This is a genomic window from Legionella micdadei, assembly GCF_000953635.1.
GTDB classification, from domain to species: Bacteria; Pseudomonadota; Gammaproteobacteria; order Legionellales; family Legionellaceae; genus Tatlockia; species Tatlockia micdadei.
Map to the genome: position 1 here is coordinate 2,426,296 of NZ_LN614830.1, position 23,906 is coordinate 2,450,201.

Sequence of the window (23,906 nt, forward strand, 5' to 3'; positions counted from 1 at the left end):
GTAATGCCCTTTACAGAACATTCACTTTTAGCTCGCTGTTGGGTTAAGATGGATGTTGTACCGCCTACAAAGATTAAGGAGAATCTCTTGCCCTGCGATTATCATCAGCTTCCTCATCCTGGAATTCAATCCCTGCATCCCTATATTCCTGGTAAGTCTGTTGAGGAAGTTGCTCGTGAACAAGGTTTGACTGACATTATAAAACTGGCTAGCAACGAAAATCCGTTTGGCTGTAGCCCTCAAGTGCAAAAAGCCTTGGCAAAACTTTCAGCAATCCAAATTGCCAGTTATCCTTCCCCTGCCAACCATCCCTTATCACAAAAACTGAGTGAGAGATTAGCTATCACCCAGGATATGTTAATGCTTGGGAATGGTACTGATTCTCTCTTTCTCTTTTTATTGGTCACTTTTGCGCTGCATACGGGGAAACATATCTTAACTCACGAATATGCCTTTATTTCTTATCAAATCCAAGCACAAACACTAGGTATACCGGTGTCAAAAATTGCACTCAAAGCGAATTGGCAAGTTGATATTGATGCGATGATTAGTGCTTGTAATGAGCAAACCGCGCTTATTTTTCTTGCTAACCCCAACAATCCCACAGGTCAGCTCACTCCCCTAGAGGAAATTGAGCGACTAATTGCTAGTATTCCCACCTCAACCATTCTGGTTCTCGATGAGGCTTATTATGAATATGTCTATGGCCAAGTCAGCGGCAAGAGTATAAATTTACTCGCTCAATATCCGAACCTAGTTATTACTCGGACCTTCTCTAAAGTCTATGGACTAGCGGGCTTGCGTTTAGGTTATTTTATTGCAAACCCTCAAATTACCGAGTTAGTTCAACGAGTCCAACCTCCGTTTATGGTAAATCAAGCTGCCCTTGCTGCAGCACATGCAGCACTAGACGATGACGATTTTATTCATCGAAGCCTAGAAGCGAATATCAGGGGCAAGCAACAGCTTATTCAAGGGTTTGAGGCATTAAAAATAAATTATCTACCCTCCCGCTGCAATTTCGTCACCATTGATTGCCAAACTGAGACTAAATCAATCTACCAAGATCTGCTCAAGTATGGGATTATAGTTCGCCCTTTAAATCAATATGGTCTGCCTAATCATTTACGCATCAGCATAGGCACAAACCAACAAAATGAATTATTACTGGATAAGCTGTCAATTTGCTTATCCAGAATTAAAAAATAACTGACCCTGTAAAAATTCACAGGGCCTGGATAACTAAGGAGTTTTCATCGTGAAAAGCGATTTACATCAAAAACATTGCGAATCATGTGAAGGAATTGGCCAAGCACTGACAGCAGAACAAATCTACAACCTTATGCCCCAACTCAATAAAAATTGGGAGGTACAAGCGAATAATAAAGAAATCAAGCGTTCTTTTTCTTTTACCAATTTTTATGAAACAATGGCTTTTGTCAACGCCTTGGCATGGATAGCCAATACTGAAAATCATCATCCTGACCTTGAAGTAGGCTACAACTATTGCCACGTTCGCTTTATGACTCATGCATTGAATGGCTTAACTCTTAATGACTTCATTTGCGCAGCTAAGGTAGATGCGTTGCTAGAGTAAGTGGACGTATGGTTTAGGCCATTAAGCAATGTAGAAGGGTAACAAAGGGATGGCCAGCTAATGGCCATGTTTTGTTCCCATTCAACAATGCTGAATTTTGTAGCTAGGTTTCCAGGATTACGACTTTGCCTTACACCGCAATTAAACTATGCATGAGGCTCTCTCAGACCCTGGCAAAAAATGATATTGGAAGGGATTACGGCCTTTCATCTATTTCCTTCCGTTGAGAAGGAAGAAAATCTTTTCTATCTAAACCCATCCACACAGCAAGGGCGCCTGCTACGTAAATTGAAGAATAAGTTCCAATAACGATCCCGATAATCAGTGCTAACGAAAATCCTCGTATTGTTTCGCCGCCATAAACGAGCAATGCAACTACAACAAACAACGTCAAGACTGAAGTCATAATTGTTCTTGACAAAGTTTGGTTAATGGAGATATTCATGATTTCTAAAGGGGTAGCTCGTCGAATCTTGATGAAATTCTCACGAACACGATCAAAAACTACAATGGTATCGTTTAGTGAATAGCCAATCACTGCGAGTAAGCCTGCAAGGGCTTTCAAATCAAATTCGATACCAAACATGGCAAAAATACCAAGAATAAGCACGGGATCGTGGACTAGTGCAACTGCGGAGCTCACCGCTAAGCGATATTCAAAACGCATCGCGATGTAAATCATAGTCGCCAATAAAGACACAATAACAGCTAAAGCTCCTTTTGTAGCTAATTCTTGTCCAACTTGTGGCCCGACGAAATCAACGCGCTGCTTTACCGCTCCAGGTAATTGCTCCATGACTTTATTGACTAATAAGGTTTGATCCTGATTGGTTCGCGGTGCAATACTGATTAAGACGTCTTTGGACGTTCCGTAGCTAACGACTTGGGCTTCTTTAAAGCCGACATTGTATAAACTATCCCTAATCGCATTTAAATCCGCGGCCTGAGGAAAACTGATCTCAATCTGGGTTCCTCCTGTGAAATCGAGCCCCCATTTCAAGCCATTTGCAACTAACGCAGCAATAGAAATCACAAAAATAAGCGCAGAAAACAGGGCAGTCCACTTGCGCGCCCCCATGAAATCGATGTTTGAATTTGGATTAAAAAATTCCATCTAAGCCTCGTTTTTAAATACCAATCGATAATTTTTTTACATTACGGCTACCGTAATACCAATTTACGATGGCTCGGGTATAAGTGATACTGGTTAACATCGAAGTGATTAGTCCTAAACAGAGGATCACAGCGAAGCCACGCACAGGCCCAGTACCCACTGCAAATAGGATAATACCTACAATAAGCGTTGTGACGTTCGCATCAATAATTGTTGAGAATGCCCGGTCATAACCCGCGTGAATAGCAGCCTGGGGCGATAAGCCATGGCGCAACTCTTCGCGAATCCTCTCATAAATGAGCACGTTTGCATCAACTGCCATACCCACGGTCAACACGAAACCTGCGATACCGGGTAAAGTGAGTGTTGCTCCAATAATGGACATTAGTGCACTTAGCAATATCAGATTGATAAATAACGCGATGTTGGCAACTAAACCAAAGAAGCGGTAATAAACCAACATAAGTATCAGTATTAATCCCATTCCCACTTGAAGCGAAACTAAACCACGATGAATATTTTCCTTACCCAAAGAGGGGCCAACAGTGCGTTCCTCGACCGGATAAATGACCGCAGGCAATGCTCCAGCTCTCAGTAATAAAGCTAGATTACTCGCTTCCTTACTGTCAACCAAGCCAGTAATCTGGAAACTATTACCCAAAGCAGTCTGAATAACAGGCGCAGAAATCACTCGCTCTTCGCGATGCGTTACACGCTGCTCCACCCCATTAACCATTTGCGTAGCCGTCTTGGTTTCTACGAAAACAATTGCCATTCGTTTACCGATGTTATCGCGGGTAATCTTAGTAAATAAGCTCTCACCGCCCCCACCTAATTGTACTTGGACTGCGGGAGTAGCCGATTGCTGATCAAAACTTGAAACAGCACTTGTGATTGAATCACCACTTAAGACAACTTGCCGCTTTAATAAGATAGGGTGGCCATCCATCAGGTACAACTTATCATTTACAGGCACAGCACCAGTTTGCTTGGCAATTTGAGCATCATTATCCTGATCAACTAGATGGAATTCCAGTGTGGCTGTACCTCCAAGGATTTGTTTAGCCCGGGCGGCGTCTTGAATACCGGGTAAATCCACACCAACGCGAGTTGCGCCTTGCTGCTGCACAACCGCTTCACCAACACCCAGTTCATTTACTCGATTACGCAAAATACTCATGGTTTGTTCGATTGTATTTTGACGGATTGAATTTAATTCAGTCGGTGATAATGAAACGGTGATGGTGCTGGTAATGTCCGATTTAGTTAAAATTGCATCGGGGAATTTTTCCTTAATTTCATCCACAGCATTATTCATAATGTCTGGTGAACGAAAACCAATCTCTATCCCTTTATCAGCAACATAACGAATGCCGGCATAACGAATACCTGCTTCACGTAAATTTTGACCTATTCCCTTCATCAACCCTTCAAAGCGACGATTAATAACACTGTCAACATCAACTTCTAAAAGGAAGTGAACACCGCCACGTAAGTCCAAACCTTGTTTCATTGGTTCCGCACCTATGTTGCTAAACCACTTGGGTGTTGAAGGTGCAAGATTCAGGGCAACAGTGTACTGAGAGCCTAACCCATTTTTGATAATGTCTCGTGCCACTAACTGAATATCCGGCGTGTTAAAGCGCACCTCAAGATGATCACCAGAAGTTGTAATTGGAAAATGAGGGATCTTGGCGTTATCCAACAGTGTCTCAACTTGCTGCTTTAACTGCTCCATATCAACAGAAGACTGTGAAGAAATCTGAACTGCAGGATCTTCACTATATAAATTAGGTACCGCATAAATTAGGCCGATTACTACAATAGCAATCAGCATTAGATTTTTCCAAAGAGGATATTTATTCTGCATGTGCTTTTCCCAGTACCAAACTTAAAGGGATTTGATGGTGCCTTTAGGTAAAACAGCGGTCACCGCTCCTCGCTGTAAACTCACTTCAACGCCTTCAGTAAGGGCAATCTTTATATATTGTTCATCAATATTCACAACCTTGCCAAGTATCCCGCCAGAGGTCACGACTTCATCGCCCTTTTTTAAGTTACTCACCATTTCGCGATGTTGTTTTGCGCGTTTGTTTTGCGGTCTTATTAACATAAAGTAAAAGACTACAAAAATAGCTGCTATCATTATCAGCGAAAAAGTTCCGTCAGGTTGTGCAGCTGCTGGAGTCGCAGAACCTGCAGCCATTGCATTACTTATAAAAAAACTCATACCAATCTCCTCAATTCGCTGTTGATGCCACCCAGAGGCATTGTCATTTTACTCCCTTTACCGATAAAAATAAGGGCTAGCTAAGTAGCGTGACATCATAGCGAGATTTCAACCTCACGTAAATGAAGTCCTAGTCTAAATTTTTCATGCCTGGTCTTCAGACCGTATGTGCTGCAAATAAAAATACTCATTATGTTGAATTAAAAAACGCTGACAGAGTAAAGGGGTCTGCAATAATAAATGATGTAAATAAGCACGCGTAAATTTCTGTTCACAAGTTGGGCAGGCACATTCGGCATCAATCACTTCATGCAACTGGGCCATCTGGGTTTCCAATAAGGCAATATCACCCTGATGAGTATAGATTCGCCCATTTATTGCGTCATTTGCTGGTTTATCTGATTCGATGAAACGAATGCCATGTGCGACTAATTCTTCTAATTGTAGTAAATCAAATTCACCGGCAAGATAAACCGATTTTTCATCGTATTTTTTAAGAGATCTTAAGAAATCGGAAAAGGCTGTTTTCTGATCATAGATCAAATAACTGCCGAAATTTGTTGTATGAAACTTAACAGAGCTTTCGTTTCCAACAATAAAAATTTTTAACTCATTCGGTGCAAGTTGGTTAAATTCACTTAAATAAGTCAGAAAACAAGAAGGGAAAACAACGATATCAGGTTTAAGTTTTAGGACGATCGAAAAAAGCTCATCATCAGTGATGCGTATGGTGCTGCCATCAAAATGCGAACGAAAAGAATAAATGCCGTCGCCCCCTTTGCTGAGTAAGCTGGCATTCAGTACGATTCTGCCTTGCCAACCGCAATAGGCTCGCAAATCTGGCAAATACTCAAACAATTGCATGCCGGGTTTCATAAGCAGCTCATGCAAATAATAAGACAAAGCTTCGACCCCTACTTCCTGCCAATTCCTCAACGTTAAACACGCCCCAGCCTTTGAAGTAAATACGGGTACAAAATGAGTTTTCTTTTTTTGTTGCATGATGAATTCCTTTAAAGCAAGAGGCTTGCATCACCATAACTAAAGAAACGATAACCTTGTGCTATTGCCTCTTTATAGAGCATCATTGTTTGTGCATGACCAATAAAGGCGGCAACAAGCATCAGCAATGTTGATTCCGGTAGATGAAAATTCGTGATAAGCCCGTCGCAAATCTGAAACTGATAGCCCGGATAAATAAAGATGTCCGTATCCCGGCTACAAGGCTTAAGAATCCCATTCTCTGCTGCACTTTCTAAGCTGCGCATTGAAGTGGTTCCAACCGCAATAACTCGCTTACCCCTTGCTCGCGTTTCATTGACTGTCTGGCACAGCTCTTCACTCACCGTGAAATATTCGCTATGCATTTTATGATCTTTGATTGCATCGCACCGCACCGGTCTAAACGTTCCTGCACCCACATGCAAAGTTGAATAGGCGATATTCACTCCTCTGCTGCTCAGGCTTTGAATTAGCTCTGCATCAAAGTGCAATCCTGCAGTGGGCGCTGCGACTGAACCTTTATGCCTAGCATAAACTGTTTGATACCGCTCCGCATCCGCGGATTCATCGGGTCGGGTAATGTAAAGTGGTAAGGGAATATGGCCAATTTCTTCCAGCATAATCTCAACATTACCTAACACTTTACAATGATACAAATCATCCAATTTGCTAATGACTTTAAGTTGCCAATTATTATCCAAGTGAATCGGTGTACCCGCTTTGGGCGCCTTACTGGCTTTAATGTGCGCTAAAAAAGCATCCTCGCTTAACAAGCGCTCAACCAGTAATTCAACTTTGCCCCCACTTGCCTTGTGGCCATATAATCGGGCCGGAATGACTTTTGAATTATTCATCACTAATAAATCGCCTGGCTGCAAAAACTCACCAATATCCTTAAATTGACGATGTGTGCATTGACCAGTCTCGCGATCAAAAGCTAACAGGCGTGAATCAGTTCGGTTAGGTAGAGGGTATTGCGCAATCAATTCCTCCGGTAAGTCGAAATAAAAATCTTGTTTATTCATTCTTCAACCTGGCGACTAAATGGATTACATTATAGGTATTTTGACGGTGCGAAACAAAACTATTTTGCTTTAATCCAATTTTACCCTAACCTTAGAAATAATTGGGTGTTAAAAATAAGGAATAATTATGTTGGTCACTTTCTCCTGCGATGCCTATGAAAATATTACAATGTTCGGAGATATAGCAAAACGACTCTTATCACTCATGGGACATAGTGGCACTGTACCAGGCGCAATCGTTGCTGAAGAAGTTCCAGAAGCTTTAGCGCGATTAGAGCAAGCGATTGCCCAAACAAAACAAAAAGAACCTCAAAAAATTAAAACCGAAGAAGATGATAATTTTCAAGATGATCAGGTGAGTTTGGCTCATAGGGCTTTTCCATTAATCAATATGCTCAAAGCGGCTAGCAAAAATAAATGCAATGTTATGTGGAAATAAAAAAAAGGAAACCTCATCCTGTGCTATACCTAAGATACTTCAAAAAGCTAGGTTTTGCCTAAAAATAGCATTTTGGAGTTTCTTGGGTATAAAATAGCGACAATGAAATTTTTGTACTTAATACCATGTTATCTTTAAATCAAGTTACCCTTTCTCGCGGTAATAAAGTGTTGCTCGATAAAGCCAGTGTAACTGTCTATGAAAAACAAAAAGTTGGCTTAGTGGGGGATAATGGCTGCGGAAAGTCTAGCTTATTTAGTTTGATTTTAGGTGAACTCACCGCTGATACTGGAGAATGTTTAATCAATCCGCAATTGCGCATCAGCCACCTCTCTCAGCAATTACCTGACAGCCATGATTCAGCAATCCATTTTGTTCTCTCAGGGGATGAAGATCATATTGCTTTGCTGGAGCGTTTGGCTCAAGCAGAGAAGGAAGGCAATGATAGTGAAGTCTTAGCTTGTCATGAGCGCCTCAATCAAACATCCGGTTATAGTAAATCTGCAAAAGCGGCAACAATTATGGCAGGGTTAGGCTTTAAAGCCGAAGAACAAGGCCTTGCTGTCAATAGTTTTTCAGGCGGCTGGCGCATGCGGCTAAACCTTGCACGCTGCTTAATGAAACCTGCGGATCTCTTATTACTTGACGAACCGACAAACCATTTGGATATGGAAGCCATCTTTTGGCTGGAAAAATGGTTAAAACAAAGCCCGAGCAGCATCATTCTGATTTCCCATGACCGAGAATTCCTGGATGCCTTTGTTAGTCATATTCTTCATATTGACCACCAAACCCTCAACTTATACAGCGGTAACTACAGCCGTTTTGAACAAACACGAGCACAACAATTAGCATTGCAACAATTGATGTATGAAAAGCAGCAGCAAAAAATTAATCATCTGATGTCGTATGTAAATCGCTTTCGTGCTAAAGCATCAAAAGCCAAACAAGCCCAAAGCCGGCTGAATGCTATTGCCAAGATGGATATTGTCGCTCAAGCGCAGGTAGACTCCCCTTTTTCCTTTACTTTTTACTCTTGCCCACGAGCTGGAAACCCACTCATTCGTTGTGATCAGGTATCAGCAGGTTATGAGGGTAATAAGGCTGTACTCAATAAAATAAATTTGGTACTCAATCCAGGTGATCGTATCGCTTTGCTCGGACCAAATGGAGAGGGGAAATCAACGTTAATCAAAACCCTAACAGGCGCACTCCCTCCTCTTTCTGGAACTATTTATCGCTCTCCTAATTTACAAATTGGTTACTACGCCCAGCATCAATTAGACGAATTAGATGATCAATTAAGCCCTGTTGAAACAATACAAGCCTTATCACCTGAAACCAAAGAGCAAGCTATTCGTGATTATTTGGGGGGGTTTAATTTTATGGGGGACATGGCACTTAAGCCTATTCACCATTTCTCAGGCGGAGAAAAAGCTAGGCTCGCCTTGGCCAAATTGGTCTGGCAAAAACCAAATCTTTTACTTCTTGACGAACCCACCAACCATCTTGATCTTAACATGCGTGCGGCCATTGAAATTGCACTGCAAAGCTATGAGGGGGCTCTCATATTGATTTCTCATGATCGGCATCTTTTACGCACAACAGTTGACGACTTTTACCTAGTTTATCACCAACAAGTTCAGGCTTTTAAAGGCGATTTGGAAGATTATCACCTGTGGCTACAGAACAGAGAAGCTCACAAAGAGGCTCAACAAACCCCATACACAAATTCCTATCGTGAGAAAAAAACGTTACAGAACCGCATAAAAAAATTGGAACAAACGGTTGACCTGCTTCATCAACGCCTACTTAAACTGGATGAGACTTTAGCGGATATATCGCTTTATGAAGACGGACAGCAACAAAAACTGCAAACATTACTGCAACAACAGAAAATATTACAACGCGAAGCAACACAAGCAGAGCAAGAATGGCTCGAAGCGGTAAATGCTCTAGAGGAATTTCATTGAGCGGCTTTATAGGGGGCTGTTCTATTACGTGGCTTTCACGATTTTTTTAACTGTTGGAGCAATAATTCTGCCGCATGCTGCTCTGCTTTACGTCGATTAGACCCATAACCAACGGTTGGGGTTTTAACACCACTGACTTTACAAGTCACATGAAACACCTGATCGTGTTCCTCGCCTTCAATTTTGGACAGGCTGTATTCAGGAAGAGGTCGTTTTTTAGCTTGTAGGTATTCCTGCAGCTGTGTTTTTGCATCTTTCAGGTTGTTATGCAAATTTTCATCTTCCAGACGAGAGCGATATAGTTTAAGGATTAGTTTTTGGCTTTCAGCAAAACCACCATCAAGAAAAACCGCGGCAATAACGGCTTCCAGTGCATCTGCAAGAATAGAAGCACGGCGAAAACCACCGCTCTTTAATTCACCTTGTCCAAGGAATAAATAATCTCCTAGTTCTATTTCAGCTGCAATTTGAGCCAACATTTCACCTTTCACGAGAAACGCGCGTAACCGACTTAATTGCCCTTCACTTTGATCCGGAAAGGAGGTGAATAGCGCATTAGCAATGACAAAGCTGAGAATAGAGTCGCCCAAAAATTCGAAGCGCTCATTATTCACACTTCCAGCACTACAATGCGTTAAAGCCTGTTTCAATAGAGAGCGGCATTTAAATTCATAACCTAATCGTCTACTAAGACGCTGCAAATCGACTGGAACCAATACTTACCTCTTAATAAAAAATTGATCTCTAAATAGGGCTGCTCCATGTGGCCCAACTTTAGATCTTATCTAAATCTATATTGGGTAAAACGACCCAACTTACAAACAGCAAAATATTTTAATTAAATTATATACTAATTAATCAGCCGCCCTATCCTTGACCACCTAATACTATCTGTTTTGCCATTCCAACTCATCCATACGACAAATGCCCTTCCACGCAAATAGCTATCATCCACGAATCCCCAAAAACGGCTGTCAGCGCTATCATCACGGTTGTCGCCCATCATGAAGTATTGCCCAGGAGGAACCTCAATTTCAAAATCTTCTGCTGGAACTTCAGGTCTCACATAAATATCATGAACAACACCGTTTAAATCTTCTTGGTATTTTGCAACAGCCTTACCTGAACTTTCATCGGTGGTGTATTCAACAAAAGTTTGCTTCATCTCCTTGCCATTAATCGTGAGAACTTTATTATGGTAAGCAATTTTATCCCCAGGAACGCCAATTACCCGCTTAATGTAATCGTAACTGGGATCAGGCGGCCAGCGGAAAACAACAATATCCCCCGTTTTAGGATTAGAAACAGGAATTATTTTCTTCTCCCAAACAGGCACCCTGAATCCATAGGCAAACTTATTTACAGCAAGGAAATCACCTACTAATAAGGTAGGTTCTAATGAACCCGAAGGGATGCGGAAGGGTTCAATAAGGAAGGATCGCAATAGTAAAACCAAAAAAAACACGGGGAAAAAAGAGCGCGAATATTCAATGATTTTTCCAGGTTTTTGCTCAGGTGCACGCTTTTTGGCCCAAAAAAGAACATCAAATAAATAAATAATCCCGGTGATGAAAGAAAGTAAAACTAACAACAGAGCGAAATTCATGCTTAATTGTTCCCTATCCGATTAAAGAAAGTTATTTTTTCCGATCAGTCTGAAAAACAGCCATGAACGCTTCTTGCGGAATTTCCACGTGCCCAAGTTGTTTCATGCGTTTTTTACCTGCTTTTTGCTTTTCTAATAGCTTACGCTTTCGGGTTACATCCCCGCCATAACACTTAGCCGTTACGTTTTTACGCAAAGCTTTTACTGTTTGGCGTGCGATGATGTGATTGCCGATTGCAGCCTGAATAGCTACATCAAACATTTGTCGCGGGATGAGTTCGCGCATTTTTTCAACTAAGGCTTTGCCTCGATTGTAGGCAGCATCTTTATGGACAATCACCGCTAAAGCATCGACGCGGTCACCATTAATCAAAACATCCATTTTTACCAAATCTGCTTCCTCGAAGCGGATAAAGTTATAATCCAATGACGCATATCCGCGGCTCACTGATTTTAATTTGTCGAAAAAGTCTGACACCACTTCGCTCATAGGCATATCATAAGTAACCGATACTTGTCGGCCACTGTACATCATATTGACCTGAACCCCGCGGCGTTCAACACAGAGGGTAATAATTTGCCCTAAATAATCTTGGGGCACTAATATGTTTGCCCGCACAATCGGTTCAAACATCTGTTTGATTTGCTGAGGCGGCGGCAGTTGGGAAGGATTATCGATCATCAATGTTTCACCTTTGGTCGTTACCACCTGATAAACCACCGTAGGTGCTGTGGAAATCAAATCTAAATTGTACTCCCGCTCCAATCTTTCTTGGACAATTTCCATGTGCAGCATGCCAAGAAAACCACAGCGAAAACCAAAACCAAGTGCCTCTGAGGATTCTGGTTCATAAAAAAGCGAAGCGTCGTTAAGGCTCAATTTTGCCAATGCTTCACGGAAGGCTTCAAAATCATCCGCGCTAATAGGGAAAAGCCCAGCATAGACCTGAGGTTTGACTCGTTTAAATCCAGGTAGAGGATTCGGTGCCGGATTTTTTTCCAAGGTTAGCGTATCCCCCACTGGAGCACCCTGAATTTCTTTGATACCCGCAACCACGTAACCGACTTCACCTGCTTGTAAAACTTCAAGTTTAGTACGTTTAGGTGTAAAAATACCGACCTGATCAATTTCATAAGTCCGCCCCGTCGACATCACTCTCAGTTTATCGCCCTTGCGCATGCTTCCATTGGCAATACGAACAAGCGAAACAACGCCTAAGTAGCTATCAAACCAAGAATCAATGATTAGTGCTTGTAGGGGGGTGTCCACATCACCCTTTGGAGGAGGGATTTTAGCAACAATCGCTTCCAGAACGTCTTCAACACCAAATCCACTTTTTGCACTAACCCGAATTGCATCATGCGCTTCAAGACCAATAATGTCTTCAATTTCACCGATAACTCGTTCGGGTTCAGCCTGTGGTAAATCGATTTTGTTAAGCACAGGCAAGATTTCTAAAGACTGATCAATTGCGGTATAGCAAACAGCCACAGTCTGCGCCTCAACCCCTTGCGCTGCATCAACAACAAGAATTGCTCCCTCACAAGCCGCCAACGAGCGTGAAACTTCATAGCTGAAATCGACATGCCCGGGAGTATCAATGAAATTAAGCAAATAGGTTTTGCCATCGCGCGCCCTATAGTTCAAGGAAACGCTTTGTGCTTTGATCGTAATGCCCCGTTCACGCTCGATATCCATCGAATCAAGGACTTGTTCAGACATTTCCCTCTCTGTCAACCCGCCACAAAGCTGAATGAATCGATCAGCCAAGGTGGATTTACCGTGATCAATATGGGCAATAATAGAAAAATTACGGATTCGGCTTAAATCACTCACTGAAAAACCTGATAATAAATTTCGCTATTCTAGCTTAATTATTAACGCACAGAAAGTAGGCATTTGATAAACCTGGGCAAAGATCTATACTTTATAAGGCTGTATGTCCACTTAACACGAACGCTTGCGTGCCCGCCGCGTTATCGATTGTATAAAAACACCATCAACGGATTGAATTGGATAAATCAGACGCGGTCGCAAACATTCACAGAAAATACACAGAACACCTCTGATTAATAAACCACATTGCAAATAAAAAACAGAGATGATTTACTTAATTAGCGGCTCCGTACAAATTTGTAAAAAAATTGCCGTTGTTTTATTTTCTTACTACAATCGGCCTTTTTTGAATTCAGATAAGGATGACCAATGCAACGATTAATCACACTCTGTTTCAGCTTCATATTACTACTCGGCAGTAGTTTTTTAGCACAAGCAGATACGGCCTTTACTCAACGAAAAGACGTACAACAATTCATTAATCACATGGTCAAAGAATACAAATTTGATAGGAAGGAACTCGTAACAGTGATGGATAGTGTCCAACTGCAGCCCCAAATTATTGAATCGATGGAAAAACCTTTTGAGAAAAAAACTTGGGACGTTTATAAACAACTGTTTCTGACCCCTGAGCGAGTTCGAGCAGGCATGGAATTTTGGCGCGCTAATAGTGACGCCTTGGCAAAGGCTGAAAAAAAATACGGTGTACCCGCTAATATCATTGTAGCAATCATTGGCGTTGAAACGCTTTATGGTAAACATCAAGGAAACTATCGCGTTCTAGATGCCTTATCAACGCTGGCCTTCAATTATCCGAAGCGTTCCCCATTTTTTAAAAAAGAGCTCAGCGAATTTCTGCTGCTTTGCCGAGAACATCATGTTCCGCCGACCCAATACCTTGGTTCATATGCTGGAGCCATGGGTAAACCGCAATTCATGCCCTCCAGTTACCGGTATTATGCAGTCAATTTTAATGAGAGTGAGAAAATTGATCTGATGAATGATGATAATGCGGTTATTGCAAGTGTTGCCAATTATTTCCACAAACATGGTTGGAAAATGAACCAAGGAATTGCTCAGCCAGCCCAAGTCGAAGGTTTGAGTTACAAAAAAATCAACACAAGCTATAAAAAGGCGGTCTATCGTGTCCAACAATTAGAGGCAGTGGGCGTTAAACCTCTAACTGCGGCAGCAAATACACCTTCAAAAGTGGGCTTGATTGAACTAACGACACAAACAGGACAAGAATTTTGGTTAGCTTATCCGAATTTTTATGTCATTACCCGTTATAATTCTAGTCCCTTATACGCAATGGCTGTCTATCTTTTGTCACAGCAATTGAAGAACCAATGGGCCATGAGCATGATTGAGAAGAAGTACGCCTATGTTTAAGCCTTATGATCGGATTGTTATGGTCATACAGAGCACACTTAGTCCAAGGAATCCTCTTTTCACGTTCAGGGCTATACCCTTAAGGCTCTTAGTGTGAGTACTTGCTTCCTTTTTATTCGACACCTAGGTGAAGAAGGTTGTTTGAGTTTAAGATTGGATCAGAATGGTCAGCTTGATGCCCCTCTGGCTCAGCGTAGCTTTGCTGAAATCAAAGCCCTACAAACCAATGCGCAAACTTATATTATTGCACCTGTAGAACGGTTCAGCCTTCATCAAATCGAATTGCCGAGGCTCCCGGAACAGAAAGCGCGGGCAGCAATTCCTTTTGCTTTGGAAGACCGGTTAGCACAGAACGTGGATACCCTCCACTTTGCTTTCGATAATTATCACTATCAAGACAGGAAATATCTGGTTGTAGTCAGCGATAAAAACGACCTTAAAGAACTTATTACTCGTTTTGATGATAACGAAATCAGTTTCGATGTATTAACGCTTGACTGGTTTGCACTAAAGCCGCATGAAACTGCCATCACAGACTCGTTGTTGCTGGTTAATAATGAGGGATTTCAAGGTGCATTAAGTCATGATCTCAGCCCGTTTTACTTGAACGAACGAACAAACGAACAAATCTTTTACTGTTTCTCTAACAGTGATAAATCCTTGCTTAACTCAATTGACGTGCAAACTATTGAGAATCCGGAACCCTCTTATGTGTGGATAGCCCAACGCCTGTTAACCAATAGATTTATCAACGTTTGCCAAGGCGAATTACAGCACGGAAGCAACCAAACCAAAACAAAACGACTCTATCAGGCTGCTCTTGGGATGAGTTTATTGTGGCTGTTGAGTATCATCACCATCAATATGGGTAAGATTTACACCCTTAATCAAGATCTTGCCGCTGTCGATGAAAAAACAGCCGTGATTTACCGTGAATTTTTCCCCCAAGCACGACAAGTCATTAGCCCCAAGTTTCGTATAACCCAACTGCTTAAATCGAATCAAAGCTCCGATTTAACCTTTTGGACTTTGCTGGATAAATTAACAAAAACAGTTAAAGAGAGTTCAGTCACCATAGAACAGCTTCGGTATCAGAATCAGATGCTCCTAGTTACCTTAGCAACAAAAAATTTTGCAAGTTTAGAGCACTTTCAGACAGCTTTGCAGAATAATAAAGTCAAAGTTAAACAAACACAGGCCTCAACGTTGAATCAACAAGTTGTGAGCACTCTGGAGTTAAATCTGTGATAGCAAATTACTGGCATAATTTAAATGAGCGCGAGCGCTGGATGGCAATGGCTGGTTCTGTCTGCTTGCTGATCTTTTTATTTTATGAACTCATCTATTCTCCTCTAGCAGCGACGGTTGAGTCCAAGTCAAAAGAACTCAATGAGAAACAACAAACCTTAGTCTGGATGCAACAAGTCCGTCAACTTCCCAAAAAACAAAAAACTGAGCAATTGATTAGCAATACCAAACTTCTAGCACTAATGGGCAACCAATTGAGCAGCAATTCATTGCAAAAATTCCCCTATCAACTGCAACAAACTGGAGCTGGCGACATTCAATTATCTTATGATCGTGTCCCCTACAATCAATTTTTACCTTGGCTATGGTCTTTAAGTAACGACTACGCAATCGCCCTTAAGCAGTTTTCTGCTGAACGTACAGAAACATCTGGGATTGTCAAATTGACCATGGTCATTACCGCAAAATCGTAAATTTATTCATTGTCAGCAGAATGCACCTTTGAGGGAACGGCCGTATTTGCTTTCTTACCGTCAAATCCGACCGCAATGGCCAATGAGCATGTGGGAACCTATGTAATACTCTTTATTGGGTATTCTCTTGAACGCTGCTCCAGCTTTTAATTCCCGCACCTTGTCTAAGTTCAGGAGGTAACTTACTTAAGGCTTTCTGGGCTTCTTCATAGTTATTGTAGCTTCCATAAACCCCCTTATAATAATTTTTGCCGTCACGATAGTACTTAACTTCCGCCATACGATTATTTTTGGGGGCCTTATAGAGTTTTCCAGCCACCTGAGATGCTTTTTCACTTTCGCCAAGTTCAATGGTATAGCTGTTCGGGTTTTGGCTATTTACCCAATTGCGATCCATATCTTTGTGCGAAGCAGGGGAACGATATGATCCCGCGTAATAAGAATCAGGCACAGAAACTTCGCGATAGGCTGGGACAAATTCACCATAATTTGCCGTCCCATCATAAGACTGCGGATAAAATTGTGTAGTTTGATACATATAAGGCTGATTTGTGCTGTATCTCGAATAATAGTTTTGACGATCACTAAGGCATGCTGTTAACCCACTCGCACAGAGGCAGACTACTAGAATTCTTGCTTTCTTCATCATCGCACTCCCTTTATTTTTATTCTTTTGGGGATATAAAATGGATAAGCATAAATGATTCCAGTTTCACTCTTTGATTCCTCACTACCTGTTGTCTCAAATCAAGTTATCGCATACAGTATGGGTTTTTGCTTTGTTGATTGACTATGTGGACACATCGACGTTCGGGACAAACTCACCAGCGCGGGAACCAAGATCATCGTGATCCTTATGAAAGGGATCGAACCCGCGTTATCCATTGTCCCGCTTTTCGCCGCCTTCAACGTAAAACGCAAATTCTCGGTACGGACGAGGGTGATTTTCATCGCACTCGCTTGACGCACTCCCTGGAAGTAGCTTCCATAGGTTGTAGTATCGTACGTAATCTTGCAATCAACCATTCACAATTTGTGCTTGAAGGATTATTACCCAGCGAAGATTTAATCAATACCATTTGCTTACTGCACGACATTGGCCACCCTCCTTTTGGTCATGGAGGTGAAGTCGCGCTAAATTACATGATGCGTAATCATGGTGGCTTTGAAGGAAATGGGCAAACAATGCGCCTGTTAACCAAAGTTGAAAACAGTTATGGTAATTACGGGCTTGATTTAACCCGTCGAGCTTTGTTAGGCATTCTTAAATACCCTGTGAGTCGCGCTAAGGTAGTCGCTCCTGAATTACCCAAAACGGTTGAGTCGTTGCAAAAATCTATCCGCATTAACGATTGGTTACCACCGAAAGCTTATTTTGATTGCGAACAACCCGAGGTTGATTGGCTGTTGTCCCCCTTCACTGAAAACGACAGAACTCTATTTCAAACCCTCTCCAAGCCACCACAACACAATGAACACGGCAAAGCAGCTTACCGTAGTTTTGATTGCTCAATCATGAATACAGCAGACGATATCGCTTACGGGGTTCATGATTTAGAAGATGCGATTCACTTACGTTTAATTAATCGCACTCACTTAGAAACCCAAGAATTTTGCAAGCTTCTGCACGCGACACCTTTAGTACAAAATCAACGTCAATTACTTGATGCTTTATTTAGCCTAGAACTACATCAGCGAAAACAAGCAATCGGTGAAATGGTAAATTATTTTATTACATCAACTCATATTTCAATGACTAACGAAGCATTTGAAAATCCTCTGCTAAAACACAATATCACCCTATTACCTGAAGCGGCTGCCCTGCTCAATTACTTGATGCAATGCATTTACGAGCATGTGATTGACTCTCAAGAGGCTAGAACTTTTGAATACGGAGGCCAAACTGTTGTTTTGCGTCTTTTTGAAGCAATTAGTTCTAATCCAAACAGCTTGCTCGATAATAAAAATCGCATTTTATTTAGGGAAGCTCAAGACGAAGAAGCCGGGTTCCGTGTGATCTGCGATTATATTGCCAATATGACAGATGAATATGCGTACCGCATGCATGAACGATTATTTGGATTTAACACAAGAACTATTTTTGAGAGGCTGTAAGGCGTAAGCGCAATATAGTATGGGGTTTGATCAGAAGGTGCTAACTCTTTGATTTATTCATTAATGTGGCGTCCCCAAGGGGATTCGAACCCCTGTTACCGCCGTGAAAGGGCGATGTCCTAGGCCTCTAGACGATGGGGACCTAGATTTGAACTACTTTGGGGGAGGATCAGTGTCAAAGCTGATACTCCCTTTATTCCTCCATCCCGCGACTACTCTGCAGGTCAAGGAATCGCTTATTATCATTGAATCTCACCAATAACTTTCTTGGTATTGATGAGAAGTGAGTTGCTAACGCAACCCTAATATCTTGCGATATGGCGTCCCCAAGGGGATTCGAACCCCTGTTACCGCCGTGAAAGGGCGATGTCCTAGGCCTCTAGACGATGGGGACCTAAAATGTTTCCCATCAACAACCGAAATTGATGATGGTGGAGCTAGGCGGGATCGAACCGCCGACCTCTTGCATGCCATGCAAGCGCTCTCCCAGCTGAGCTATAGCCCCGAAAAGAGAATCGCAGTTTAATGAGGCACCTCGTGGCTGTCAAGCAATTTTTAATAAATTTATAAGGTGAGAAAAGTACAAACACTCACAAAACTCTGCTATGGGAGATTCCATAAACTTGCGCGGTAACCACAAATAGGTTCTTCCAATCACCTACGCCAAATCTCGAATAACACCTTGATATAGAACAAAAAATAACCAGTTAAGTGTAAATTTATTGCTTTTATCGCTTCTTGCAGAAACCCCTGCTACACTAAATTTATGTACCCTAACCGATAAAGGATTATCGATGCGTAAATTATATCTCTTATGGTTATTATTACTGGCTTGCAATGGTTTTGCTCAAACACGCGAAATAGCAATAACGATCGATGACTTGCCACTCGTTGCTTCTAAAATGGATACACCAGGGAATCAACAAAGGGCAACAGAGCGATTTAATAAAATAATTGAAGCACTCACACAAAACCACGTTCCTGCTACTGGCTTTGTCATAGCGGGTGCTATTGCCAAAGGACAATGGGCTTTTCTTGAACAATTTCGTAATGCTGGATTTGACTTAGGCAACCACACCTACTCACATTATAATTTGAACCAAATGAGTGCTGATAAATACATAGCGGACGTGGCTCGAGCTGATAAAATTCTAGCTCCTTTGCTTACTGAACCTAAATATTTCCGTTACCCTTATCTTGCTGAGGGGAATAAAACCTCTAAACCTAAGGTTCTCAATTATTTAACAGAAAACCATTATGTCATTGCTCCAGTTACAATAGATAGCAAAGATTTTCGCTTCAATGAACAGCTCTATAAAGTACCGTATCGCTCGAGGGAAGCCTATATCAATAAGCTAAAACCGCGTTACCTCGACTATATCTGGAATCAAACGTTAAAAGCCGAACAGCGTGCAAAAGGCCAACCAGTCAAGCAAATTTTACTTATCCATGCAAATTTGCTGAATAGTTATGTTTTGGGTGATATTATCCAAATGTATAAACAAAATGGTTATACTTTTATCACTTTGACTGAGGCGCTTAAAAACCCTGCACCCGCACTCACTTTCCCTGCATCAGAAGGTTCTAACGAAAAATCGACTGATGAAAAAGCTGGTGGTGGCGGGGAAGACAACGTATTAGGAATTGGAGGTCAACTTTTGTTTCATTAATTGCTTTAATTAGCAGCACCGAAATCCCAAGAGAATTCGGTGCCCATGCTAATTTAGTTTCTGATTATTTGTAAGTTACTGCTGCTGGACCTAGAATTTGTTGGCATTGAGCCCTTGTTAAATACACGAAACCCTGTCCTTTACAAGCATTGAGCCCTTTGCAAGCATTATTAGCTGTTTTACAACTGCTGTAGCCTTTGCAGCCATTTACAGTTAAACACTTAACCATGCCGTGGTGGTGGCAATGTGCTGAAGCAACGGCAGGAACAGCCGAAAATAAAGCTGCTGCACCAATGGCTAAAGCTGCACCTGTTATTTTCATTTTATCCATCATAAATTCCTTTTTCAAAGTTAACGAGAGATTGAACAACACAGCTATATCTGATTGCAAAAAAAGCAAGAATAAATCTTAATTGCACAAATGAGTTTAGGTGGATAAATTATAAAATGTCAAGTTTTGATCAATATGCTTATTTTATTGTCGGAAAAGGTTTGCGGGGCTCCTTTTGCGATAATTCATTCTTTTTATTGGAGTCAATCGAGGCAAAAACCCTAGCTAAGTCTTCGGTGAAATGATTCAAATTCGCGTTCATACTAGCAACTAAAGTTTCAATATTTACCTGTTTCGTTTTTTGATGATAATAAAGCACTCCCCTTTTATACAGCTGATTACCGGAATAAATGAGGTATTCAGCTCGAAGAATACTATTTCCTTCAATATCTACTTCAAATTGTGAAATATCAATTTGTAACTGGTAGTCAGGTTTCGATTTATAGTCCCAAGGCGCGCTAACTACAGTGGCACCAGGCAATAAAGTTAAAAGATTCGCTTCGATCACCCTCTTTGTATTTTTATCTAAATTTTCAACCCACCGGTGATACTCTTCCAATTTAACTTCGTGGGAAGTGTAATGAATAATAAACTCAGGTTTTAACATGTACGCAGGGGTATTAATTTCATTTATTCCAATGCGTAAATAGGAGTATTTTTTCACCGGCTTTTGCATAGGCGAAATTGGATTGAGCACATAAAATTGCGAATCGGGGCTGCGACCACAAGATATGAGCATAACACTCACTAATATAATCACTCCTATTATGCTCCCTCTCACTTTCTCCCTCGCAATAATGATTCTGGATATCGTAATAAATAATCTGTCAAATTCTGAGTCGAATTTGCAGCAGCAGATACGTCTTTCATGCTTTGATTAAACGTGTTAAACGTTGGTGGAATAATTTCGTCCAAATTAGTAGCCAAGCTCGAGACTTGCTTTAAGCTCTCGCCGAAAGCAACAAATACAGGCGGCATTAAGTGATTTAAGTTTAGCGCTAAAGCAGAAACATCTCCTAAGCTATGGTTAAAATTAGTTAAAGTTGGCGGTATCAGTTCATGCAAATGAGTAACCAATCGATCCATACTTATAGCCATATTTTTTGTTGCATCGAATGCGCCATTTACTTTTTCAGAGTGAACAAAATCACTAATATCTTCAAACGCTTTTTTAGCCGCTGTAAAAGCTTCATCTAAACTTGTGTATTCCCGAGGTGTATTACTCGTAGGAAAAATAGGGTAGCCACGGAACTCAGCCTTTATAGGAGGTTGCGGGGGAATAGCTTTTTCTATATCAATCGAGGCAATTCCCGTTAAATAATTAGGTTTTTTTATCGTAGCGACATACCCTTTACTGATTAACAATTGGATAGGGCTTTGCTCTCCAACAAATGTTCTTTCGACAAAAAATTGGACATAGACAGGAATTTTTATTTTGTTTTTAGTTTCATTTTCTGTGATCTCGATGCGCTTAACTTCGCCTATTTTTACTCCTCGATATGTCACATCTGAGCTTACATTCACCCCTGCCAAAGAGCCTCTAAAAAACATAACATAAGTTTCGACTTTTTCACGGATGTATTCATCGTATGCATAAAGTCCGATAATGATTGTCAAACTGATTGCTCCACCCACAAACAGCCCAACTAATGTATATAATCGTTCCTGACGCATAACTGTCCCTTAATAGGCAATTAATTTGAAATAAATGCTACTTATTACTAACCACACAAAACTTCGAGTAATAATTCGCGACATTGCCTTTCTTAATAGAGAATGTCTTGTTGCTACTTGATAATAGTAATAGCCTACGATCAGACTCACTATAGTGCAATATAATGTCATCTTAATTACTGAATAAATAAGACCAGAGCTTGTAACAGTGTTTGTTAAATGAAACATGTATTCATAAATATCGGTATATAAAAGAAATCGAAAACAGAAATAGATGCTGATAAAGACAATGCTCACTGAGTACAAGTATAAAACCAGCGCACTGAAGGTAATTCCCAACATGATTGGAATAATATAGAGCACAATGACTTCGTCAGGTGATAAATTCAACTTTTTGATGCGTGCAGTAATCAAATTTAAAGCAGTTTGCAACGACAACATAAGTCCAATGAGAAAAGGCAGAAAATCATAAAATAATATTTTCTGAGAAATCAATAATACTTGGTGCTGTAAGTTATATGGACTCAGAATATTATAAATATTGAGTACAATCGATATACCTAGCAGAGAGCTAATCAACATCAACGGAATTAAAAGCCTAACACCGGAACGGTAGACTGTGTATAGCAGTCCATGCCATGAAAGAGACAACCTACCTGTTAGAAGATCCACAAAATTCAAACATAAATGACCAAAAAAATAGAAAAAAATGATAATTGAACCTAATACTGGCGCTCCATAGTAACGTAATCGTTCTGGTAAGTGCATCCTCTTATCCTTATTCAGGGGGTAACAACTCACACCGACAAAGGAAGGCCAGATTGGTTTAATGGGTTATTCCCAAATGAGTTATCACACTATTCTTTAATAATACGGGAATTGCAAGGATTTAAAAACATCAATATGAGATCTGTTCAACATTAAGAAATAGTTAAAGGGAGAAAGTGTTAAGGAAAGTAAAGATGGATGAAGGCATCTATCGTTGGGATACCTTCATTCGAAACTAATTAGCGTCTACTGCTTCTGAGCGCTTTCTTGTTGCTTTTTTGTGTTGTTTCCAATCACGGTCTTTTGCAAAAATGAAGCTTGCTGCTTCTTCGATGAAGAAACCGATATCATCGATATTTGCCCAAGCACAATACTCAGAAATTTTATCGAAAGTTTCACTACTTATTTCAGCTTTGATTTTTTCCTTCTTATGTACACGAGTTCCATTGATAATTGGCATATTGACCTCAACTGTTATTTTAAGCGTCATCAATCTTAGCAAATAAAATTCCTATTGCAAAGTGAACAACAAAACCTTATCCGTCATCGATAGCTAGCGTCATATATTCACTTCAAATTAGGAAACAATAGCAAAAGGTTTTGGAAATTCGGGATAAAAACTACTCCACATTCTATCGCAGAAGCGAAGCACATTCTCATGCTTGTTTAGATGGGTTTTCAAAGCATCCACATAAGGCACCCACACAATATTCGCCAAAAATGGAAAAGCAATCGCATCGATGGTACTTGGTTCATTTCCATGGAAATATTTCTTCTCACCCAGCAAGTCCGCAATGGCATCAAGCGTTCTATAGCCCATCTCTAAAATTTCTTCATATTTATGACGCCCAATGCCTTGAGAGTATAAAGTTTTCAGTATGTTCTTACGTACTACAGTTGGAATAACTAATTTGGATAATGCTGGCATTTTGTCAAAGAAAGCCTTCTTAACAACCGGCCAATTTGGTTCATATTGCCAACGCATATAAACCATAATCCAATATAACCGCTCAGCAAAAGTATTATCGAGTATTACAGTCAATGCTTTCTGTTCTTTATTTAAATTTCTATCAAGAAAATCGCCGAATTTTCTTTTTAAATAATCAATAATCATCTCACTATCAGCAAGCGTCTTACCGTCGATTTTAATGAAAGGAAGCTTACCTTTAGGTGCTTTGCGCGGATCCCTCACAAATCGAATTTCGAAAGGAATTTCTGCCATGCGCAAATAAGTCTCGACCTTTAGGCAGAATGGACTAGCATTTGGCAATCCCCAAATACCAGGAAATTGGTACAATGTAATCATGTTGGCTATTCCTTAGCTATAGCACTGTGTTTGTAAAATTTTGGAGAATTCAAGGTCTGTTGACCCTCAAATCTCGCGAGATGATAATCTGTCAAATAGGTAGTAA

The 23,906-nt window shown here is 40.8% G+C and carries 24 protein-coding genes and 3 tRNA genes; 9 read left to right on the forward strand and 18 right to left on the reverse strand.

Annotated features, from left to right (window positions below; translation table 11 throughout):
- Positions 1-87 precede the first annotated feature (87 nt).
- Complete coding sequence (hisC, locus tag LMI_RS10785; protein ID WP_102010597.1) at positions 88-1,209, forward strand: histidinol-phosphate transaminase; 1,122 nt, start codon at positions 88-90, stop codon at positions 1,207-1,209.
- Between the two features lie 49 nt (positions 1,210-1,258).
- Positions 1,259-1,597, forward strand: a complete 339-nt coding sequence (locus tag LMI_RS10790) for a 4a-hydroxytetrahydrobiopterin dehydratase (protein WP_045099807.1) — start codon at positions 1,259-1,261, stop codon at positions 1,595-1,597.
- Positions 1,598-1,793: 196 nt separating this feature from the next.
- Here LMI_RS10790 and secF read toward each other — a convergent pair whose 3' ends face one another.
- The 5 genes from secF to queA all read right to left on the reverse strand — a co-directional run bounded on the left by secF (position 1,794) and on the right by queA (position 6,968).
- Positions 1,794-2,711, reverse strand: a complete 918-nt coding sequence (gene secF, locus LMI_RS10795) for a protein translocase subunit SecF (protein ID WP_045099808.1) — start codon at positions 2,709-2,711, stop codon at positions 1,794-1,796.
- A gap of 13 nt (positions 2,712-2,724) precedes the next feature.
- On the reverse strand, positions 2,725-4,581 hold the full coding sequence (gene secD, locus LMI_RS10800) for a protein translocase subunit SecD (RefSeq protein ID WP_045099809.1): 1,857 nt from the start codon (positions 4,579-4,581) through the stop codon (positions 2,725-2,727).
- Positions 4,582-4,602: 21 nt separating this feature from the next.
- On the reverse strand, positions 4,603-4,941 hold the full coding sequence (gene yajC / locus LMI_RS10805) for a preprotein translocase subunit YajC (protein WP_045099810.1): 339 nt from the start codon (positions 4,939-4,941) through the stop codon (positions 4,603-4,605).
- A gap of 144 nt (positions 4,942-5,085) precedes the next feature.
- Positions 5,086-5,943, reverse strand: a complete 858-nt coding sequence (locus LMI_RS10810; protein WP_045099811.1) for a tRNA guanosine transglycosylase family protein — start codon at positions 5,941-5,943, stop codon at positions 5,086-5,088.
- A gap of 11 nt (positions 5,944-5,954) precedes the next feature.
- Positions 5,955-6,968 carry a tRNA preQ1(34) S-adenosylmethionine ribosyltransferase-isomerase QueA gene (queA, locus tag LMI_RS10815; protein WP_045099812.1) on the reverse strand — a complete coding sequence of 338 codons (1,014 nt, stop codon included), beginning with the start codon at positions 6,966-6,968 and terminating at the stop codon, positions 5,955-5,957.
- A gap of 127 nt (positions 6,969-7,095) precedes the next feature.
- Here queA and LMI_RS10820 point away from each other — a divergent pair, with 127 nt between their 5' ends.
- Together LMI_RS10820 and LMI_RS10825 are read left to right on the forward strand one after the other, a co-directional pair.
- Positions 7,096-7,407, forward strand: a complete 312-nt coding sequence (locus tag LMI_RS10820; RefSeq protein WP_045099813.1) for a DUF1840 domain-containing protein — start codon at positions 7,096-7,098, stop codon at positions 7,405-7,407.
- A 125-nt stretch (positions 7,408-7,532) separates the two neighbouring features.
- Positions 7,533-9,380, forward strand: a complete 1,848-nt coding sequence (locus LMI_RS10825; RefSeq protein WP_045099814.1) for an ABC-F family ATP-binding cassette domain-containing protein — start codon at positions 7,533-7,535, stop codon at positions 9,378-9,380.
- Positions 9,381-9,415: 35 nt separating this feature from the next.
- Here LMI_RS10825 and rnc read toward each other — a convergent pair whose 3' ends face one another.
- The 3 genes from rnc to lepA all read right to left on the reverse strand — a co-directional run bounded on the left by rnc (position 9,416) and on the right by lepA (position 12,823).
- On the reverse strand, positions 9,416-10,096 hold the full coding sequence (gene rnc / locus LMI_RS10830) for a ribonuclease III (RefSeq protein ID WP_045099815.1): 681 nt from the start codon (positions 10,094-10,096) through the stop codon (positions 9,416-9,418).
- 134 nt (positions 10,097-10,230) lie between these two features.
- Positions 10,231-10,986 (reverse strand): signal peptidase I, encoded by a 756-nt coding sequence (gene lepB, locus LMI_RS10835; RefSeq protein WP_045099816.1) that lies wholly within the window; start codon positions 10,984-10,986, stop codon positions 10,231-10,233.
- Between the two features lie 31 nt (positions 10,987-11,017).
- The gene (lepA, locus tag LMI_RS10840; RefSeq protein WP_045099817.1) at positions 11,018-12,823 is read right to left on the reverse strand and encodes a translation elongation factor 4; all 1,806 of its coding nucleotides are present in this window, start codon (positions 12,821-12,823) and stop codon (positions 11,018-11,020) included.
- A 369-nt stretch (positions 12,824-13,192) separates the two neighbouring features.
- Between lepA and mltB the strand changes: the two genes are divergently transcribed.
- From mltB to LMI_RS10855, 3 genes are all read left to right on the forward strand, one after another.
- On the forward strand, positions 13,193-14,215 hold the full coding sequence (gene mltB / locus LMI_RS10845) for a lytic murein transglycosylase B (RefSeq protein WP_045099818.1): 1,023 nt from the start codon (positions 13,193-13,195) through the stop codon (positions 14,213-14,215).
- Between the two features lie 93 nt (positions 14,216-14,308).
- The gene (gene gspL, locus LMI_RS10850) at positions 14,309-15,463 is read left to right on the forward strand and encodes a type II secretion system protein GspL (protein WP_045099819.1); all 1,155 of its coding nucleotides are present in this window, start codon (positions 14,309-14,311) and stop codon (positions 15,461-15,463) included.
- Complete coding sequence (locus tag LMI_RS10855; RefSeq protein ID WP_052679544.1) at positions 15,460-15,936, forward strand: type II secretion system protein M; 477 nt, start codon at positions 15,460-15,462, stop codon at positions 15,934-15,936. The genes gspL and LMI_RS10855 overlap by 4 nt, the downstream gene beginning before the upstream one ends.
- Before the next feature lie 112 nt (positions 15,937-16,048).
- Here the strand turns inward: LMI_RS10855 and LMI_RS10860 are convergent, their stop codons facing one another.
- Complete coding sequence (locus LMI_RS10860; protein WP_045099820.1) at positions 16,049-16,585, reverse strand: SPOR domain-containing protein; 537 nt, start codon at positions 16,583-16,585, stop codon at positions 16,049-16,051.
- 143 nt (positions 16,586-16,728) lie between these two features.
- On the opposite strand from LMI_RS10860, the gene LMI_RS10865 reads away from it, so the two are divergent.
- Positions 16,729-18,051 (forward strand): anti-phage deoxyguanosine triphosphatase, encoded by a 1,323-nt coding sequence (locus tag LMI_RS10865; protein ID WP_045099821.1) that lies wholly within the window; start codon positions 16,729-16,731, stop codon positions 18,049-18,051.
- A 66-nt stretch (positions 18,052-18,117) separates the two neighbouring features.
- Here LMI_RS10865 and LMI_RS10870 read toward each other — a convergent pair.
- The 3 genes from LMI_RS10870 to LMI_RS10880 all read right to left on the reverse strand — a co-directional run bounded on the left by LMI_RS10870 (position 18,118) and on the right by LMI_RS10880 (position 18,556).
- Positions 18,118-18,193, reverse strand: a tRNA-Glu gene (locus LMI_RS10870).
- A gap of 176 nt (positions 18,194-18,369) precedes the next feature.
- Positions 18,370-18,445, reverse strand: a tRNA-Glu gene (locus tag LMI_RS10875).
- Between the two features lie 35 nt (positions 18,446-18,480).
- Positions 18,481-18,556, reverse strand: a tRNA-Ala gene (locus LMI_RS10880).
- Positions 18,557-18,845: 289 nt separating this feature from the next.
- On the opposite strand from LMI_RS10880, the gene LMI_RS10885 reads away from it, so the two are divergent.
- Positions 18,846-19,721, forward strand: a complete 876-nt coding sequence (locus LMI_RS10885) for a polysaccharide deacetylase family protein (protein ID WP_045099822.1) — start codon at positions 18,846-18,848, stop codon at positions 19,719-19,721.
- Positions 19,722-19,785: 64 nt separating this feature from the next.
- On the opposite strand, the gene bufA2 is transcribed toward LMI_RS10885, so the two are convergent.
- From bufA2 to LMI_RS10915, 6 genes are all read right to left on the reverse strand, one after another.
- The gene (bufA2, locus tag LMI_RS10890; RefSeq protein WP_349267097.1) at positions 19,786-20,055 is read right to left on the reverse strand and encodes a BufA2 family periplasmic bufferin-type metallophore; all 270 of its coding nucleotides are present in this window, start codon (positions 20,053-20,055) and stop codon (positions 19,786-19,788) included.
- 136 nt (positions 20,056-20,191) lie between these two features.
- The gene (locus LMI_RS10895; RefSeq protein WP_045099824.1) at positions 20,192-20,791 is read right to left on the reverse strand and encodes a PqiC family protein; all 600 of its coding nucleotides are present in this window, start codon (positions 20,789-20,791) and stop codon (positions 20,192-20,194) included.
- Positions 20,792-20,829: 38 nt separating this feature from the next.
- The gene (locus LMI_RS14935) at positions 20,830-21,726 is read right to left on the reverse strand and encodes an MlaD family protein (protein ID WP_052679545.1); all 897 of its coding nucleotides are present in this window, start codon (positions 21,724-21,726) and stop codon (positions 20,830-20,832) included.
- 9 nt (positions 21,727-21,735) lie between these two features.
- Entirely contained in the window at positions 21,736-22,494 is a 759-nt protein-coding gene (locus tag LMI_RS10905) for an ABC transporter permease (RefSeq protein WP_045099825.1), read from the reverse strand.
- Positions 22,495-22,729: 235 nt separating this feature from the next.
- Complete coding sequence (locus LMI_RS10910; RefSeq protein ID WP_045100723.1) at positions 22,730-22,954, reverse strand: hypothetical protein; 225 nt, start codon at positions 22,952-22,954, stop codon at positions 22,730-22,732.
- A gap of 117 nt (positions 22,955-23,071) precedes the next feature.
- A complete protein-coding gene (locus tag LMI_RS10915; RefSeq protein ID WP_045099826.1) occupies positions 23,072-23,800 on the reverse strand; it encodes a glutathione S-transferase family protein in 729 nt (242 codons plus the stop codon).
- Between the last annotated feature and the right edge of the window lie 106 nt (positions 23,801-23,906).

Excerpts from the sequence above, each read along its gene's own strand:
- queA (WP_045099812.1), bottom strand. The coding sequence starts at position 6,968 with ATGAATAAACAAGATTTTTATTTCGACTTACCGGAGGAATTGATTGCG.
- LMI_RS10865 (WP_045099821.1), top strand. The coding sequence starts at position 16,729 with ATGTGGACACATCGACGTTCGGGACAAACTCACCAGCGCGGGAACCAA.
- LMI_RS10910 (WP_045100723.1), bottom strand. The coding sequence starts at position 22,954 with ATGCCAATTATCAATGGAACTCGTGTACATAAGAAGGAAAAAATCAAA.
- LMI_RS10895 (WP_045099824.1), bottom strand. The coding sequence starts at position 20,791 with ATGCTCATATCTTGTGGTCGCAGCCCCGATTCGCAATTTTATGTGCTC.
- LMI_RS10905 (WP_045099825.1), bottom strand. The coding sequence starts at position 22,494 with ATGCACTTACCAGAACGATTACGTTACTATGGAGCGCCAGTATTAGGT.
- yajC (WP_045099810.1), bottom strand. The coding sequence starts at position 4,941 with ATGAGTTTTTTTATAAGTAATGCAATGGCTGCAGGTTCTGCGACTCCA.
- LMI_RS10825 (WP_045099814.1), top strand. The coding sequence starts at position 7,533 with ATGTTATCTTTAAATCAAGTTACCCTTTCTCGCGGTAATAAAGTGTTG.
- lepB (WP_045099816.1), bottom strand. The coding sequence starts at position 10,986 with ATGAATTTCGCTCTGTTGTTAGTTTTACTTTCTTTCATCACCGGGATT.
- secF (WP_045099808.1), bottom strand. The coding sequence starts at position 2,711 with ATGGAATTTTTTAATCCAAATTCAAACATCGATTTCATGGGGGCGCGC.
- bufA2 (WP_349267097.1), bottom strand. The coding sequence starts at position 20,055 with ATGATGGATAAAATGAAAATAACAGGTGCAGCTTTAGCCATTGGTGCA.
- mltB (WP_045099818.1), top strand. The coding sequence starts at position 13,193 with ATGCAACGATTAATCACACTCTGTTTCAGCTTCATATTACTACTCGGC.
- secD (WP_045099809.1), bottom strand. The coding sequence starts at position 4,581 with ATGCAGAATAAATATCCTCTTTGGAAAAATCTAATGCTGATTGCTATT.
- LMI_RS10820 (WP_045099813.1), top strand. The coding sequence starts at position 7,096 with ATGTTGGTCACTTTCTCCTGCGATGCCTATGAAAATATTACAATGTTC.
- LMI_RS14935 (WP_052679545.1), bottom strand. The coding sequence starts at position 21,726 with ATGCGTCAGGAACGATTATATACATTAGTTGGGCTGTTTGTGGGTGGA.
- LMI_RS10885 (WP_045099822.1), top strand. The coding sequence starts at position 18,846 with ATGCGTAAATTATATCTCTTATGGTTATTATTACTGGCTTGCAATGGT.
- LMI_RS10860 (WP_045099820.1), bottom strand. The coding sequence starts at position 16,585 with ATGATGAAGAAAGCAAGAATTCTAGTAGTCTGCCTCTGTGCGAGTGGG.
- LMI_RS10810 (WP_045099811.1), bottom strand. The coding sequence starts at position 5,943 with ATGCAACAAAAAAAGAAAACTCATTTTGTACCCGTATTTACTTCAAAG.
- LMI_RS10915 (WP_045099826.1), bottom strand. The coding sequence starts at position 23,800 with ATGATTACATTGTACCAATTTCCTGGTATTTGGGGATTGCCAAATGCT.